The sequence below is a fragment of the Pseudomonas sp. ENNP23 genome, from assembly GCF_001728945.1.
Classification (GTDB): Bacteria; Pseudomonadota; Gammaproteobacteria; order Pseudomonadales; family Pseudomonadaceae; genus Metapseudomonas; species Metapseudomonas otitidis.
This window is the reverse complement of sequence record NZ_LYSP01000004.1, coordinates 187856-201974: the sequence shown is the minus strand read 5'-3', so window position 1 is coordinate 201974 and position 14119 is coordinate 187856. Positions and strand designations below refer to the sequence as shown.

The 14119-nt window shown below is 65.7% G+C and carries 14 protein-coding genes; 12 read left to right on the top strand and 2 right to left on the bottom strand.

Going from position 1 to position 14119, the window contains the following annotated elements:
* The coding region (locus A9G05_RS04280; protein WP_139131070.1) for a DUF5801 repeats-in-toxin domain-containing protein at window positions 1–5794 on the top strand (5794 nt) is incomplete at its 5' end.
* Window positions 5795–6079: 285 nt separating this feature from the next.
* On the opposite strand, the gene A9G05_RS04275 is transcribed toward A9G05_RS04280, so the two are convergent.
* The gene (locus tag A9G05_RS04275) at window positions 6080–6895 is read right to left on the bottom strand and encodes a helix-turn-helix transcriptional regulator (RefSeq protein WP_083272490.1); all 816 of its coding nucleotides are present in this window, start codon (window positions 6893–6895) and stop codon (window positions 6080–6082) included.
* 70 nt (window positions 6896–6965) lie between these two features.
* Between A9G05_RS04275 and A9G05_RS26375 the strand changes: the two genes are divergently transcribed.
* Window positions 6966–7304, top strand: coding sequence for a helix-turn-helix domain-containing protein (locus A9G05_RS26375; protein ID WP_083272489.1), 339 nt, complete (start codon window positions 6966–6968; stop codon window positions 7302–7304).
* Window positions 7305–7306: 2 nt separating this feature from the next.
* Entirely contained in the window at window positions 7307–7744 is a 438-nt protein-coding gene (locus A9G05_RS04270; protein WP_069559788.1) for a hypothetical protein, read from the top strand.
* 279 nt (window positions 7745–8023) lie between these two features.
* On the opposite strand, the gene A9G05_RS04265 is transcribed toward A9G05_RS04270, so the two are convergent.
* Complete coding sequence (locus tag A9G05_RS04265; protein ID WP_069559787.1) at window positions 8024–8317, bottom strand: hypothetical protein; 294 nt, start codon at window positions 8315–8317, stop codon at window positions 8024–8026.
* A gap of 80 nt (window positions 8318–8397) precedes the next feature.
* Between A9G05_RS04265 and A9G05_RS04260 the strand changes: the two genes are divergently transcribed.
* The 9 genes from A9G05_RS04260 to A9G05_RS04220 are packed head-to-tail and all read left to right on the top strand — an operon-like array spanning window position 8398 to window position 14109.
* Window positions 8398–10446 carry a DNA-binding protein gene (locus A9G05_RS04260; RefSeq protein ID WP_069559786.1) on the top strand — a complete coding sequence of 683 codons (2049 nt, stop codon included), beginning with the start codon at window positions 8398–8400 and terminating at the stop codon, window positions 10444–10446.
* A gap of 16 nt (window positions 10447–10462) precedes the next feature.
* Complete coding sequence (locus A9G05_RS28285) at window positions 10463–11182, top strand: AAA family ATPase (protein ID WP_069559785.1); 720 nt, start codon at window positions 10463–10465, stop codon at window positions 11180–11182.
* Entirely contained in the window at window positions 11182–11922 is a 741-nt protein-coding gene (locus A9G05_RS04250) for a hypothetical protein (RefSeq protein WP_069559784.1), read from the top strand. Before A9G05_RS28285 ends, A9G05_RS04250 begins: the two co-directional genes overlap by 1 nt.
* Window positions 11919–12299 (top strand): hypothetical protein, encoded by a 381-nt coding sequence (locus A9G05_RS04245; RefSeq protein WP_069559783.1) that lies wholly within the window; start codon window positions 11919–11921, stop codon window positions 12297–12299. Before A9G05_RS04250 ends, A9G05_RS04245 begins: the two co-directional genes overlap by 4 nt.
* Window positions 12286–12588, top strand: coding sequence for a hypothetical protein (locus A9G05_RS04240; RefSeq protein ID WP_069559782.1), 303 nt, complete (start codon window positions 12286–12288; stop codon window positions 12586–12588). Before A9G05_RS04245 ends, A9G05_RS04240 begins: the two co-directional genes overlap by 14 nt.
* A gap of 16 nt (window positions 12589–12604) precedes the next feature.
* Window positions 12605–13240 carry a DUF3164 family protein gene (locus A9G05_RS04235; protein ID WP_069559781.1) on the top strand — a complete coding sequence of 212 codons (636 nt, stop codon included), beginning with the start codon at window positions 12605–12607 and terminating at the stop codon, window positions 13238–13240.
* The gene (locus A9G05_RS04230; protein WP_069559780.1) at window positions 13240–13461 is read left to right on the top strand and encodes a hypothetical protein; all 222 of its coding nucleotides are present in this window, start codon (window positions 13240–13242) and stop codon (window positions 13459–13461) included. The genes A9G05_RS04235 and A9G05_RS04230 overlap by 1 nt, the downstream gene beginning before the upstream one ends.
* Window positions 13461–13886 (top strand): hypothetical protein, encoded by a 426-nt coding sequence (locus A9G05_RS04225; RefSeq protein WP_069559779.1) that lies wholly within the window; start codon window positions 13461–13463, stop codon window positions 13884–13886. Before A9G05_RS04230 ends, A9G05_RS04225 begins: the two co-directional genes overlap by 1 nt.
* A 13-nt stretch (window positions 13887–13899) precedes the next feature.
* Window positions 13900–14109 (top strand): hypothetical protein, encoded by a 210-nt coding sequence (locus tag A9G05_RS04220; RefSeq protein ID WP_069559778.1) that lies wholly within the window; start codon window positions 13900–13902, stop codon window positions 14107–14109.
* Window positions 14110–14119 lie beyond the last annotated feature (10 nt).

Genomic DNA, 14119 nt, shown 5'->3' with positions numbered 1-14119 from the left:
TTTCAAGGACGATGCGCCGAGCATCAGCGCCGGTCAGGCCGGCGTCGCCAGCCTGCAGGTGGACGAAACCATCCTGGGCACCGACGCCACCACCGACTTCAGTGGTGCCTTCACTGGCAACTACGGTGCCGACGGTGCGGGCAGCATCGCCTACAGCCTGGCGGTGAGTGCCGAGGGCGCCAGCAGTGGCTTGAAGGACAGTGCCAGCGGCACTGACATCAAGCTCTATCTGGAGGGCGGGCAGGTAGTTGGTCGTGTGGGCGGCAGCGGCGGCGCCGTGGCCTTCACCCTGACCGTGGACAGCGTCGGCAAGGTGACCCTCGACCAGAAACTGGCCCTCCTGCACAGCCCGGACAGCGGGGTTGACCAGGCCACCGGCCTTGCGGCGGCGGACCTGGTGAAGCTGGTGGCCACGATCAGCGACAAGGACGGCGACTCCACCAGTACCAGCCTCGACCTGGGCAATGCCATCAGCTTCAAGGATGACGCGCCCACCGCCGGCAACATCGACGTGAAGCTGGACGACGACACCCTGGCCAACGGCAACCCCGGCGGCGTGGGCGACGACGTGAATGCGCAGAACACCAGCGGCACGGTGGCCCACAGCTTCGGCGCCGACGGCGCGGGCTCGATCACCTGGGTCACCAGCGGGGCGCCCAGCGGTTTCACCTACGAGACCTCGGGCAGCAACCTGCTGGTCAAGCAGGGCGCCACTACGGTGCTGACCGTGACCCTCAACAGCACCAGCGGCGCCTACCAGGTGGTGCAGAACGCACCCATCCGCCACCCGGACGGGCAGGACGAGAACAACGTCCAGTTCCAGTTGACCTACAAGGTCACTGACAAGGACGGCGACAGCGCCAACGGCACCCTGAGCCTGAGTGTGGACGACGACACCCCGGTGGCGCGCAACGACGTGGCCACGGTGGCCGAGTCCAACGCGCCGGACATCAACATGGTGTTCGTGCTGGATTTCAGCGGCAGCCTCGACAACACCGAGCTGAACCAGATGCTGGATGCCGTGAAGGCAGCGGCCCAGTCGCTGTTCCAGGGCACCCCGGGTGATGTGCAGATGCAGGTGGTGGCCTTCTCCTCCACCGCCCAGGCCTATGCACCGGTCACTTCCTATGCGGCCTTCGAGTCGCTGGTCAACTCGCTCAACCCGCTGGATGGCGGCACCCGGCCGTTCGACGGGGGCACCGACTTCACCGATGCCATCAAGGCCACCATCGCCAACTACGTGCCCCAGCCGGGCTGGAGCAACCAGGTGGTGTTCGTCAGCGATGGCAACCCCAACGAGCAGACCGGCACAGGCGGCAACGCCCTGGCTGATGCCACGGCCACGGCCTGGGCGCAGTTCATCGCCAACAATGGCCTCAACGTCACCACAGTGGGCGTGGGTAACGGCATCGATGACGGCAAGCTGCAGAATGTCGATCTCGACGGCAGCGGCACGCCGATCCGCGTCGGCACCTTCGACCAACTGGTGGATGCGCTGCTGACCGGCGTCAGCTCCGGCCAGGTGGGCGGCAACGTGCTCAAGGGCTCCGATGGCGTGGCCGGCACCGCCGACGACGACAGCTTCGGCGCTGACGGCAAGGGCGGTATCACCTCGGTGACCGTGAGCGGCGTGACCTACTCCTGGGACGGCAGCGATGCCACCGCCCAGCTATCGGTGAACACGGCGCTGGGCGGCAAGCTGCAGTTCAACTTCAAAACCGGCGACTGGAACTACACCGCGCCTTCCGGGTTGAGCGGCAATGTCTCGGAAGTGGTGGGCTACAGCATCAGCGATGCCGACAAGGACGGCGCCAGCGGCCAACTGACCATCAATGTGACGGCCACCAACGCTGTTCCGGTGGCGGTGAACGACACCTTCACCACTGCCGAGGACAGCCCGCTGACCCTCACTGCCGAGGGCCTGTTCGGCAGCGATGGCACCGGGCCGATGAACGACCGCGACAGCGACTCCGGCAGCTTCACCGCCATCAAGGTGACCCAGTTGGCGAGCAACGGTGTGCTCACCCTCAACGGCGTGGCGGTGACCCTGAACCAGGTGATCTCGCTGGCCGACATCAACGCCAACAAGCTGGTGTTCGTGCCCGATGGCAACGAGAACGGCGCGCCCTACGCCACCTTCAAGTACCAGGTGAGCGACGGTGCCACCTTCAGCAACGCGGCCACGGTGACCATCAACGTGACGGCGGTGAACGATGCGCCGGTGGCGGTCAACGACACCTTCAGCACCACTGAAGATAACGCCGTGACCATCACCACCAGCGGGCTGTTCGGCAGCGATGGCACCGGGCCGATCAACGACAGCGACAGCGATTCCGGCAGCTTTGCGAACATCAAGGTGACCCAGTTGGCCACCGATGGCGTGTTGAAGCTCGACGGCGTGGCGGTGACTCTGAACCAGGTGATCAGCCTCGCCGACATCGCTGCCGGCAAGCTGGTGTTCGTGCCCGATGGCAACGAGAACGGTGCGCCCTATGCCACCTTCCAGTACCAGGTGAGCGACGGCAGCCTGTACAGCAACAGCGCCACTGTGACTATCAACGTCGCGGCGGTGAACGATGCACCGGTGCTGGATCTGGATGCCAACAACAGCAGCGGTGCCAGTGGGGCCGATTACCGCACCAGCTTCACCGAAGGCCAGCCGGCGGTGGCCATTGCCGACCTGGACAGCCAGATCACCGACGTCGACGGCAGCACCATCGCCTCGGCCAAGGTGGTGCTGACCAACGCCCAGGCTGGCGATGTGCTCAGCGCCACCGGGATGCCGGCCGGTATCACGGCGGTGGTGGACACCAGCGTGGCCGGCAAGATCACCGTCACCCTCACCGGTGTGGCCAGCCAGGCCACCTACGAGACGGCGTTGGAGGCGATCCGCTTCTCCAACACCAGCAACACGCCGAGCACCACCCCCCGTGACGTGACGGTGACGGTGAACGACGGGGTGACCAACTCCAATACCGCCCACACCACCATCAACGTGGTGGCCGTGGACAGCGGGCCGGATGCGAAGGACGACGTGGCCAGCGTGGTGGAAGGGCACGGCCGGGACTTCAACCTGGTCTTCGTGCTGGACTTCAGCGGCAGCATCGACAACACCGAGCTGAACCAGATGCTCAGTGCGGTGCGCCAGGCGGGTGCCGAGCTGTTCGATGGCACCAGCGGGCATGTGCAGTTGCAGATCGTGGCCTTCTCCTCGACGGCCACCTCTTATGCGCCTGTCACCAGTGTGGAGGCGTTCTCGGCGCTGATTGCCAGCCTCAACCCGGCCGAGGGCGGCACCCGGCCGTTCGCTGACGGCACCGACTTCACGGCGGGCATCCAGGAAACCATGGGCGCGTACCAGCCGATTGCCGGCTGGAGCAACCAGGTGGTGTTCATCAGTGACGGCAACCCCAACGAGCAGACCGGCAGCGGCGGCAATTCGCTGGCCGATGCCACATCGACGGCCTGGAACAGTTTCGTCGACAACAACGGCATCAACGTCACCACGGTGGGCATCGGCAACGGCATCAACACGGCGCGTCTGCAGGACGTCGACCTCGACGGCCAGGGCTCGCCGCTGAGTGTCTCCGGCTTCGGCCAACTGGTGGATGCGCTGCTGGGGCAGGTGGTTGGCGGCGATGTGACCGGCAACGTGCTCAAGGGCTCCGATGGCGTGGCCGGCACTGCCGACGACGACAGCTACGGGCCGGATGGCGCGGGCTACATCAAGTCCATCACCATCGGCAGCATCACCTACACCTGGAACGGCGGCAGCACCATCACCCCGAGCAGTGGTTCGCCCATCAGCGGCAACCAGCTCACCGGGATCGACACGCCGCTGCACGGCAAGCTGACCTTCAACTTCGCCACCGGGGCCTGGAGCTACGTGGCGCCGGAAGGGCTCACCGCCAACGCCACCGAGCAGTTCAGCTACACCCTGGTGGACAGCGACGGCACGACGGACAGCGCCAACCTGACCCTCAATGTGATCGATGCCAACAGCCCGCCGGCCGGTGCCGACGCCACCCTGAGCCTGCTGGAGGACACCAGCCATGTGCTGACGGCGGCCAACTTCGGCTTCTCCGACAGCGAGGGCAACAGCCTGGCGGCGGTGAAGATCACCACGCTGCCCACGGCCGGCACGCTGCTGCTCAACGGCAGCGCCATCAGCGCCGGGACCTTCGTCTCGGCCGCCGATCTGGCAGCCGGCAAGCTGGTGTTCAGCCCGGCGGCCAACGCCAATGGCAACGGTTACGCGACGTTCACCTTCCAGGTGCAGGACAACGGTGGGACGGCCAATGGCGGGGTCGACCTCGACCCGAACCCGAACACCATCACGTTCAACGTCACCCCGGTGAACGATGCGCCGACCGCTGACATCAGCCGGCTCACCTACAGCACCGGCGAGAAGAGCAGCCTGACGCTCAGCGGCACTGGCATGAGCGTGGGCGATGTGGATGGCGGCAGCGACCTGCGCACCGTGACGCTGGCGGTGACCCAGGGTGTACTGAACGTCTCGGCGGGCAACAGCGGGGTCAGCAGCATCACTGGCAACGGCACGTCGCAGGTGACTTTCCGCGGCACCCTGACCCAACTGAACAACCTGCTGGGGGGGACCGACACCGGGTCGGGGGCGGCGGGGAGCATCTCCTTCCTGGCCAGCACCAACACGGCGGCTGCGGTGGCGCTGATGCTGATGATCGACGACGCCGGCGCCATTGGAGGCGGTGCACTGAGGGCAGTCGACAGGGCCACCATCAACGTCACCCCGGTGAATGACGCTCCGACCCTCACCGGGGATTCGCTGATCACCAACGTGGCTGCAGGGGTAACGGTGCCCGTGCCGGAATGGGCCTTGCTGTACAACGACACCGATCCGGACACCAGCACGCTGCACATCAGCACTGTGGGCAGTGTCAGCGGCATGACGGCGAGCCTGGCAGGAGGAGTGGTGAGCGTCACCGACAGCGGCGCGGCGGGGGGCTCTTTGAGCTACAGCGCCGAGTCGGTGGCCACCTCGGTCAGTCTGAGCCGTGACACCGACGGGGTGCTCGACGGCAACAACAGCGCCAACCTGCTGGTGGACGGCCTGGCGGGCGGGCACACCCTCAACGGCAATGGTGGCAACGATGTGCTGCTGGGCAATGACGGTAACGACACCCTCAATGGCGGCTCCGGCAATGACCTGCTGGTGGGCGGTTCCGGTGATGACTACCTGGATGGCGGCAGCGGCACCGACACCGCCGGCTACCAGGATGCCAGCGTCGGGGTCAACGTCAGCCTCGGCATCAGCGGCCAGCAGAACACCGGCGGGGCAGGGCTGGACACCCTGGTGGGCATGGAGAACCTGACAGGCTCGAACTACAACGACACCCTCACCGGCAACAGCGGGGCCAACGTGCTCAGCGGGCTGGCCGGCAACGATACGCTGATCGGCGCGGGTGGCAATGACACCCTCACCGGTGGCGACGGCGCCGACACCTTCAAGTGGCTGCTGGGCAACACCGGTACCACCCACATCACCGACTTCACCCAGGGTGTGGATGCGCTGGACCTGTCACAACTGCTCTCCGGGGAGCAGGCCAATGTGGGCAGCCTGAGCCAGTACCTGACCTTCAGCTTCGGCACCAACACCACCATCACGGTGGACAGCAACGGTCCCGGCAGTGGCACGGGTGGGCCGACCATCGTGCTCGATGGCATCAACCTGCAGGCAGCCTACGGCGCAGCCGACGCGGCGGGGGTGATCAGCGGGATGCTGGGTGACGGCACGCTGAAGACCGATACGGTCTGACGTGGGGCAGGGCCCGCCTCCCTCCGGGGCGGGCTTTTTCATGGGACCTTTGCCCCTATGTGAGCTAGTGGGAGTATTGGCACAGGGGGACGGGAGCCGGAAGAGTGCGGGGGAAACCGGAAGAGGCCGGACGACGCGGGATGTGGCTGGTCGGGAGGGGATTCAGTGCCAAAAGATGCGAAGAGTCACGGACTGCCGATTTCGCATCAGGATTTGGCACCGAGTGTTCGGTGGGTGAGTCTACGTTAGCGGTGTGAGTATACCAGGAACGAGCAGGGCCAATCCCTACACCATCCAGCCGCCGGCCCAAACCACGCGGCCAATGATGTGCAGCTCAGACAATCGATCCTTAGGGACCACCATCTCTTTGTATGCGGCGTTATGGCTGATGATCAGCACCGAGCCATCGAACTGGCGTTGCAGTCGCTTAGCGTAGAGGTGGTCATCAAGCATCACCACATAGACACCCTCACCCTCTAGGGTGTTGCGGTGCAGATCAATCATGACCGTGTCGCCATCCTCTAGGAGGCCGGTCATCGAATCGCCGTCTACGCGCAGGCACGCCAGGTTGGCAGGCATCAGCCCCTTCTTGCGCAGGCTGTAGCGGGTAAACGAAAGGTTCACCAAGACGCGACTGCGCTCGTTCCAGGCGCCACTGCCTGCACTACAGCGGGCGTCATACAGCGGGACGTAGGCATAGGTACTGTCATCTGTGCTGTTCGCCGCCTGCCCGCCTAAGTGTTTTTCCCCTTCACCCGCCGCAAGCCAAGCGATGCTGACCTTCGCTGCTCTGGCCATGAGCACAAGATTATCAGTACCAGGGAGCGAGCCCCCCAGGTACTTCCTCACCAAGCTATCGCTTATCCCGCACTCCTTTGAGAACGCCAAAACGGACCGTGAGCCAATGGCCTCCCTCAGGCGCTCGCTGAATTTTCCGCTTTCAGGCTCGGCGGCAGAGCTTGAAAGCGAGCATTCGTTTTTTTTATCCACTTTCAGGTTCGCGCAAGCGCTTGATTTATCTGATTTTTTCAAACGAATAGCACCATTTGAATGAATAGCGAACTTGAAACACGCTCTTTGGTGTTGATTTTCAAGCTCCATGGTTCTATGTTTATCCGTAACAGGCTGTTAGACGGCCTAAAAAAACCACCCGCCAAGATGGTTGTTACTGATGAACATTGCCGAAATGCCCCTCGACTCAGCCAAGCGCTGGGAGTGGATCAAATACCAGCTACGCGTCCATGACTGTCCGCCTGCCGAGCTGGCTCGCCAGCTCGATGTGACCGACCGGGCTATCCGTGCGGTGAAACACTCGCCGTATCCGCGCATCGAGCGCGCTATCGCTAAAACGCTAGGCGTGCTCCCGATAGAGCTATGGCCGGAGCGTTGGAACGCCGACGGCACACCTAGCCGGAAACGGCCAAACCGCGCGGAAGTGTTCCCGCGAGGTGGCGCCAAGGATAGCCGTTACTCTCCTGTTTCGCACCGTATAGCGGTCGGGGAGGCGTGAACGTGCGTCACGGAAAAGACGACCGGACCCTCGATCTGTTCGAGATTCCCCAGCCGGTGCTGGCCATTCCTGGCCAGGGCAACTACTCGGCCCAGGTGAGCGAACTGGTGGGCGAGATGCTCAAGGCGGCCGGGATCGACCGCTACGAAGTGGCCGCCCGCATGTCGCGCCTGTCCGGTGATGACGTGTCGAAAGCCATGCTCGACGCCTGGGCCAGCCCGGCCCGTACCGACCACAACCTGCCTTTTTACCGGGCGGCGCTGCTTGAAGAAGTGTGCGCCAGCCACCTGCTGACCAACTGGCTTGTTACTCAACGCGGTGGGCGCGTGGCCTACGGGCGCGATGCCTTGCTGGGTGAGTTGGGCCGCCTGGAGCGTGCCCGAGATGAAGCAGCCCGCCAGGCGCGGGAGCTTAAGCGTCGGATCGGGGGTGAAGCATGAGGCCCGCAGACCTCAAGCCAGGCGATTGGCTGATCATCCGTGCCCCGCTCGCGGGTCGGGATTACCGCGCGCAATTTGTAGAGCATCTGCCATCCCTGGGGTTTGGCGACCAGCCGTTGAATCGCCTGCGCTGCTCAGACTGGGCTGGCCAGCCTGGAGCAGATGACCAGGGTCACTGCACGTTCACTGACTCCGAACTGGCCCGGCATGGTCGTGTGCTGCTGGATGATAAGGACCTCTCCGTAACGGTTGATGAGCCCACCATCATCAGCACTGCGCTTATCGAGGCTGCTCAAAATCGTCGAGAAGTGAGTGCAGTTCGTCGGCTAATGCAACGAGTTCAGCGTGTTGGCCTGACTCCGACTGCTCTCCCTCATTCGCCATCCGCGACAGGAAACGACGGGCATGATCTGAGCGCAGACCTGGAACCCTCTGCACCTGCGCCAGGAGCCATGCAATGACGATTTCCTGCGCAAAGGCTCTCTCCTTCAGTTGCTCAATCTGTGCAGCGACAAGTGGCGGCAAACTGGCTAGTTGCCGTTCGTACTCCAGCTTGTACTCCTCTTCCGTCATTGGGGGGTCCTTGGTTGGCGTAGTTGGTGCCGGCCAACCTAACCGAGAAGTGCCCTCCTGCCTATACAGAGGTGGTGACCATGCGTAAGTGGTTCACCGCCAAAGAGTTGGCCGGCCTGCCTGGTTTGCCGGGCACAGTGCAGGGAGTCAACCTGCGAGCCAAGCGCGAAGGCTGGGAAGCACAGTTGCGCCTGGCTCAAGGTGGAGGCCAGGAATACAGCTTCGCCGTACTCCCCGCCGAGACCCAGGCCGCCCTGGTGGCGCGCCTGGTCCAGCAGGAGCAGCCGGCTCAGTCGCCTGCCCCGAGCGCCCCGCACACCCTGATTGCGCCTCAGCGTGACGGTGTTTCCGTGTCACGGCTGACCGACGATCAACGCGAGGTGATGGCCGCGCGGGTGTCGATCATTCGCGAGATTGAGCGCATGAGCCAGATGGTCAGCCAGCAGCGGGCCATCCTGACGCTGGTGGACCTGGCGCGCGACGGCAAGCTCAACCACTACCTGGCCAAACAGGTCGAGCGCGCCAACGACCGCAAGAACGCCGACCGCACCCTCAGCGAGCGCACCCTCAAGCGCTGGCTGGCGGACTTCCGCAAGGATGGCGAAATTGCCCTGGCGCCCGCCCGCCGCAAGCCCGACATGACGCTGCCGGTGTGGGCCCCGACCTTCCTCAAGCACTACCAGCGCCCGCAGAAGCCCAGCGTCGAGGCGGCCTATGCCGCCTTCAAGGTCGAGTATCCAGGCTGCCCCAGCATTCACGCCGTGCGGCGGATGCTGGCCAAGATGCCGCCGCAGGTGCGCGAGCAAGGCCGGATCGGCGCACGGGAAATCAAGTCGCTGAAGGCGTTCAATCGGCGCACGGCCGACATGCTCTGGCCCAATGACGTCTGGATCGCGGACGGCCACACATTCGACGCCGAGGTGCTCAACCCGCTTACCGGCCAGGTCTTCCGGCCCGAAATCACCATGGTTATCGACTGGGGCACCCGGCGCATCGTCGGCTTCTCCGTCAACCTGGCCGAGTCGACCCTCGCGACGCTCGACACCCTGCGCGACGGCGTGAGCCGGGTCGGCATGTACAAAGTGCTGTACGTGGACAACGGCAGCGGCTTCGACAACGCCGTCGTCTATGAGGTCAACGACCGACTGGGCGGCACCATCACCCACTCGCTGCCTTACAACTCCCAGGCCCGTGGCGTGATTGAACGCCCCCATAAAACCATTCTGGTCCGCCTGGCCAAGGCTTTCGACAGCTACATCGGCGCCGACATGGACAAGGAAGCGGCGACCCGCGTCCACCGCCAGTCCCGCCGGCAGATCGCCCAAGGATTGCAGCCGAAGCACATCCCCACCTTTGCGGACTTCTTTGCCGCCTTGCAGCAGGCACTGGACACCTACAACCACGCCCCGCATCGGGGGCTCCCCAAGGTGCGCGACCTCGAAAGCGGGAGGATGCGCCATCAAAGCCCGATGGAGTCCTGGAAGTCGGCGCAGGCCGACGGCTGGGAGGCCCTGAAGGCCGATGCCGCCGTGGTTGAAAGCCTGGTACGCCCGCAGGTGGTGCGCACCACCAACCGCGCAGAGGTGCGCCTCTTCAGCAGCGTGTACTTCCTGCGGGAGCTGGAGCCCCTGCACGGCCAGGAAGTCCGCGTTGCCTATGACTTCCGCGACGCCAGCCGCGTATGGGTCCACACCCTGGACGGCGAACTGATCGGCGAGGCGCAGCGCGATGGCAACGCCAGCCCCGCAATGCCGCAGAGCCTCATAGACCGCGCCACCGCGAAACGCGAGCAGGGCCAACTGGCACGACTGGTCAAGAAAGCCAAGACCGTGACCGGCCACGACGTCGAGCTGCACGTCGTGCCAAAGGCCGCGCCAGTTGCCGCGATTCCCGCCGAGCAGTTGGCCGAGGCCCGCCGGCTCGCCGCTGCCCCGGCCGACGCCTTCCAGGTGCCCGGCGATTCAATGTCCCGTTACCGCCTGTGGAAGCGCCTCGACGCCCGCGTCGCGTCCGGCGAGCTGCTGGACGACGAGGCCAGCCGCTGGCACCGCAGCTACCCCGACACCCCCGAATACCTAGACATCCTCGACATGTACGAATTCACGGCCGCCTCAACGGCCAACGCTTGACCAGGAGTAACGCACGATGACCACCAAAATCGCCCCCCTTACCAACGTCGGCCTGCTCACCAGCGCCATCAACCGCGCCATGCTGCGCCCCGCTGGCCTGCCTGGCCTGGTCGTCATGTACGGCCCCACCGGCTACGGCAAGAGCATCGCCGCCTCGTTTGCCGCCAACCGCCACCGCGCCTACTACGTCGAATGCCGCGAAGCCTGGACCCGCAAGGCTTTCTTGTTGGGCGTCCTGCGCGAGATGGCCATCACCCCGGCCCGCACCCTGTCGGAGATGGTCGACCAGATCGCCGAGCAGCTCAGCCGCAGCGGCCGCCCGCTGATCGTGGATGACGTCCAGTACCTGGTGGACAAGGCCGCCGCGAACATCCTCACCGACCTCTACAACGCCAGCCAGGGCACCATCGTCCTGATCGGCGAGGAACGTGTCCCCGCCAGCCTGGCCCGCCTGGAGCGCCTGCACAACCGGGTCCTGGAATGGGTGCCGGCCCAGCCCGCCGCACTGGAGGACCTGCGCGAGCTGGCCGAGACCACCTACCCCAACCTCACCCTGGCCGACGACCTGCTGGACGACCTCAACCGCCAGGTGCGCGGGTGCCTGCGCCGGGCGGTCGTCAACCTGTACCAGGTCCACACCCAGGCGCAGGCCGCAGGCGTCACCACCATGGACCTGGCGGCCTGGGGCAAGCGCGGCTGGTTCACTGGCGAGGCCCCGGCCCGGAGGATCGCCTGATGCGTACCGGCAAGCGTCCCGTCCACCTGTCCATGGCCGGCGGCCTGCTGCCCCGCCAGCACATGTGGCAAGCCATCCGTACCCTGGCCCGCAGCGACGTAGCACTCACCACCTACAACGTATCCCGCCGCAGTGGCCAGGATGATGAGGCGGTGCGCGACTACCTGCGGGCGCTGTGCAAAGCCGGCATCGTCGGCCAGGTGCGCGCCATGGGCCGCGACGCCCTGTGGGACCTGCTCCAGGATGAAGGTGCCGAAGCGCCGCGCGTGAACCGTCGCGGCGAGCGCCAGCCCCCCGAGGCCGTCGAATGCATCTGGCGTGCGCTGCGCATCCTGGGCGAGCTGAGTGCGGCCGAGGCAGCAGCACAGGCCCAGGTGGGCGGCGCCGCCATCACCGAAGGCGCCGCCCGCGTGTACCTCCAGGGCCTGGCCCTGGCCGGCTACGTCAGCCGCGAGGGCGGCATCCCAGGCAACCCCGCGCGCTATCGGCTGATGCCTGGCCGCAATACCGGCCCGCTGCACCCCATCTACCAGCGCAGTACCTATGAACAGGTCTACGACCCGAACCTCGACCAGGTGGTGTGGGCCAAGGGGCAGGACAGCCTGGCGGCTTTGCGTGCTGAGAACCGACGCATGCGCGAGCTGCTGGCGATGGTCGCGGGTCGCGGGCTGTCCCCCACGCTGACGGAAGGCGAGCTGGCCGACATCGAGGCCGCCCTTGCGCAGGGGGACCGCCCATGAGCAGCGCCGCCCGCGTCGACCTGTCCGCCTGGGGCGAGGTGCCCCCGCAGTGGATCGCGCTGCTCGCCCGCGAGGTGGAGCGCAGCACCCGCAGCCGTGTGGCCGAGCGTGTCGGCATCAGCCGCACGGCGGTGACCCTGGCCCTGCAGAACCGCTACCCGTCCCCCAGCACGGCGCGCATCGAGCGCCGCGTCCTGGAAGCCCTCGGCCGTATCGAGTGCGTCGCCCTGGGCGAGGTCATCGACAGCACGCAGTGCCAAAGCTACCGCGACCGCCCCGCGCCGACCCACAACCCGCCCGCCATGCAGCACTGGCGGGCCTGCCAGCACTGCCCACACAACCCCAACTGTACGGAGAAGAGCCATGGCCGCCACTGAGCCCCGTCCCCTTGTCGTGCTGACCAGCGTCCTGCGGGCCAACCTCGCCCAGTTCAACGGCGCCGCCCGCGAGTTGCAGCGGCTGGGGGTGCGCATCGGCGCGTTCCACCCCGTCGAGAACCGCCTGGAGGTGGGCCCGGCCGACGGCCGCTGGCTCCTGGAACAAGGGCTGATCGTCGGCGGCTTTCAACGGCACCCCAGCGCCGGCAGTACCCGATACAGCGTTCTGTTCCGGGGCGTAACCCTGGAATGGCGCGAGCCTATCAGCTACCGCGACACCATGCATTGAGCAGGAGAGACACACGATGCAATCCCCCGAAATTCAACCCGGCTTGTGGCGCGACGCCCAGGGCCGTCTGGTCCCCATCGAGATGATCAAGGCCATCGACCAGGAGCGCGACCGCCTGGTACGCCAACTGGTGGGCCGCGCCTACGAACTCAACCAGGAGCTGGCCCAGTTCAAGGCCGCCGCGTTCGGCGATGTCGACGCCTTCGTCGACCTGAGCGCGGAGCAGTACGACGTTCACCTGGGCGGCAAGAAGGGCAATGTCACGCTGGTGACGTTTGACGGCAGTTACAAGGTCATCCGGGCCAAGGCCGACAGCATCGTCTTTGACGAACGCCTGCAAGCGGCCCGCGCCCTGATCGATGAATGCCTGGCCGACTGGACCGAGGGCGCCCGCCCCGAGGTCACGCTGCTGATCAACGACGCATTCCGCACCGACACCAAGGGCGAGATCCGCACCGCCAGCGTCCTGGCCCTGCGCCGCTTGGCCATTGAGGACGAGCGCTGGAAGCGCGCCATGACCGCGATTGGCGAGGCCTGCCAAGTGGCCAGCACCACGTCCTATCTGCGCCTCTACGAGCGTGTAGGCGATACCGACCAGTACGTCCCCATCAGCCTGGACATCGCCAAGATCAATCCGCAGGAGGTGCATTGATGCGCATGCTCATTGCCCGCGTGCGCGCCGCAGCAGGGGGCGCGTATATCGCCACAATCCCCGGCACCAAGCTGCGCGCCACCAGCACCCAGGATGCCCGCTTTGCCGCCCAAGCCGTCGCGCGCAAGCAATTCCAAGGGGCCGAATCCATCACCGCGACGCTTCAGGTCCGTGACGACCAGGGCGTCGAGCTGTGGCAATGCCGAGTCGAGGTGGAGTGATGCGAACCCATATCCGCAACTTCCACGACACCACCCGCGACGAACCCATCGCCCACAGGACCGACGTGCACCGCCGCGAGTCCGACCGGCTGGCCGCCCTGACGGCCGAGTTCCTGGCCCGTGGCGGCGCAATCGAGCGGGTCGGCTTCCAGATGAGCGACAAGCCGCAGACGTTCGTCATCAGCCCCCACCTGCCGCAGACGGCGGAAGAGCGCGATGAGCCGCCGCCCCCGGTGGCCGAGGTGATCCGTTCGGCCCAGCCCGAGCGCAGCCTCTCAGGTGACGACCTGCTCGCATCGAGAGTGATGGCCGAGGCTGCCCTGGGGCATGCCCCCAAGCGCATCGCCTTCCGCCTGGGGCTGACCGAAAAGCGCGTCCGCCAACTGGCCCGCCAGTACCACATCCAGTTCAAGAGCCAACGATAAGAAGGAGCCGCAAATGGCCAAGTTCGTATTGACCATCGAGGACACCAAGGCGGGGCAGGTATCAGTCACCGTCGACAAGAGCGAAGCCCCCATTTCCATTTTCGGCCGGGCAACCAAGGCCGGCGCCCTGGCAGTACAGCTGCAACAGCTGGCGGAGGTGGAATCCGTCATCTCCCGTGTCCCGGTCTGCGCCCTGATGCCGGCCGCCCACACCCTCCATTGACCAGGTAGGC

What these genes read in the sequence shown, in the direction of transcription:
- A9G05_RS04230 (WP_069559780.1), top strand. Translation starts at nt 13,240, where the DNA reads ATGCGCATGCTCATTGCCCGCGTGCGCGCCGCAGCAGGGGGCGCGTAT.
- A9G05_RS04235 (WP_069559781.1), top strand. Translation starts at nt 12,605, where the DNA reads ATGCAATCCCCCGAAATTCAACCCGGCTTGTGGCGCGACGCCCAGGGC.
- A9G05_RS04240 (WP_069559782.1), top strand. Translation starts at nt 12,286, where the DNA reads ATGGCCGCCACTGAGCCCCGTCCCCTTGTCGTGCTGACCAGCGTCCTG.
- A9G05_RS04225 (WP_069559779.1), top strand. Translation starts at nt 13,461, where the DNA reads ATGCGAACCCATATCCGCAACTTCCACGACACCACCCGCGACGAACCC.
- A9G05_RS26375 (WP_083272489.1), top strand. Translation starts at nt 6,966, where the DNA reads ATGAACATTGCCGAAATGCCCCTCGACTCAGCCAAGCGCTGGGAGTGG.
- A9G05_RS28285 (WP_069559785.1), top strand. Translation starts at nt 10,463, where the DNA reads ATGACCACCAAAATCGCCCCCCTTACCAACGTCGGCCTGCTCACCAGC.
- A9G05_RS04250 (WP_069559784.1), top strand. Translation starts at nt 11,182, where the DNA reads ATGCGTACCGGCAAGCGTCCCGTCCACCTGTCCATGGCCGGCGGCCTG.
- A9G05_RS04265 (WP_069559787.1), bottom strand. Translation starts at nt 8,317, where the DNA reads ATGACGGAAGAGGAGTACAAGCTGGAGTACGAACGGCAACTAGCCAGT.
- A9G05_RS04275 (WP_083272490.1), bottom strand. Translation starts at nt 6,895, where the DNA reads ATGGAGCTTGAAAATCAACACCAAAGAGCGTGTTTCAAGTTCGCTATT.
- A9G05_RS04220 (WP_069559778.1), top strand. Translation starts at nt 13,900, where the DNA reads ATGGCCAAGTTCGTATTGACCATCGAGGACACCAAGGCGGGGCAGGTA.
- A9G05_RS04260 (WP_069559786.1), top strand. Translation starts at nt 8,398, where the DNA reads ATGCGTAAGTGGTTCACCGCCAAAGAGTTGGCCGGCCTGCCTGGTTTG.
- A9G05_RS04245 (WP_069559783.1), top strand. Translation starts at nt 11,919, where the DNA reads ATGAGCAGCGCCGCCCGCGTCGACCTGTCCGCCTGGGGCGAGGTGCCC.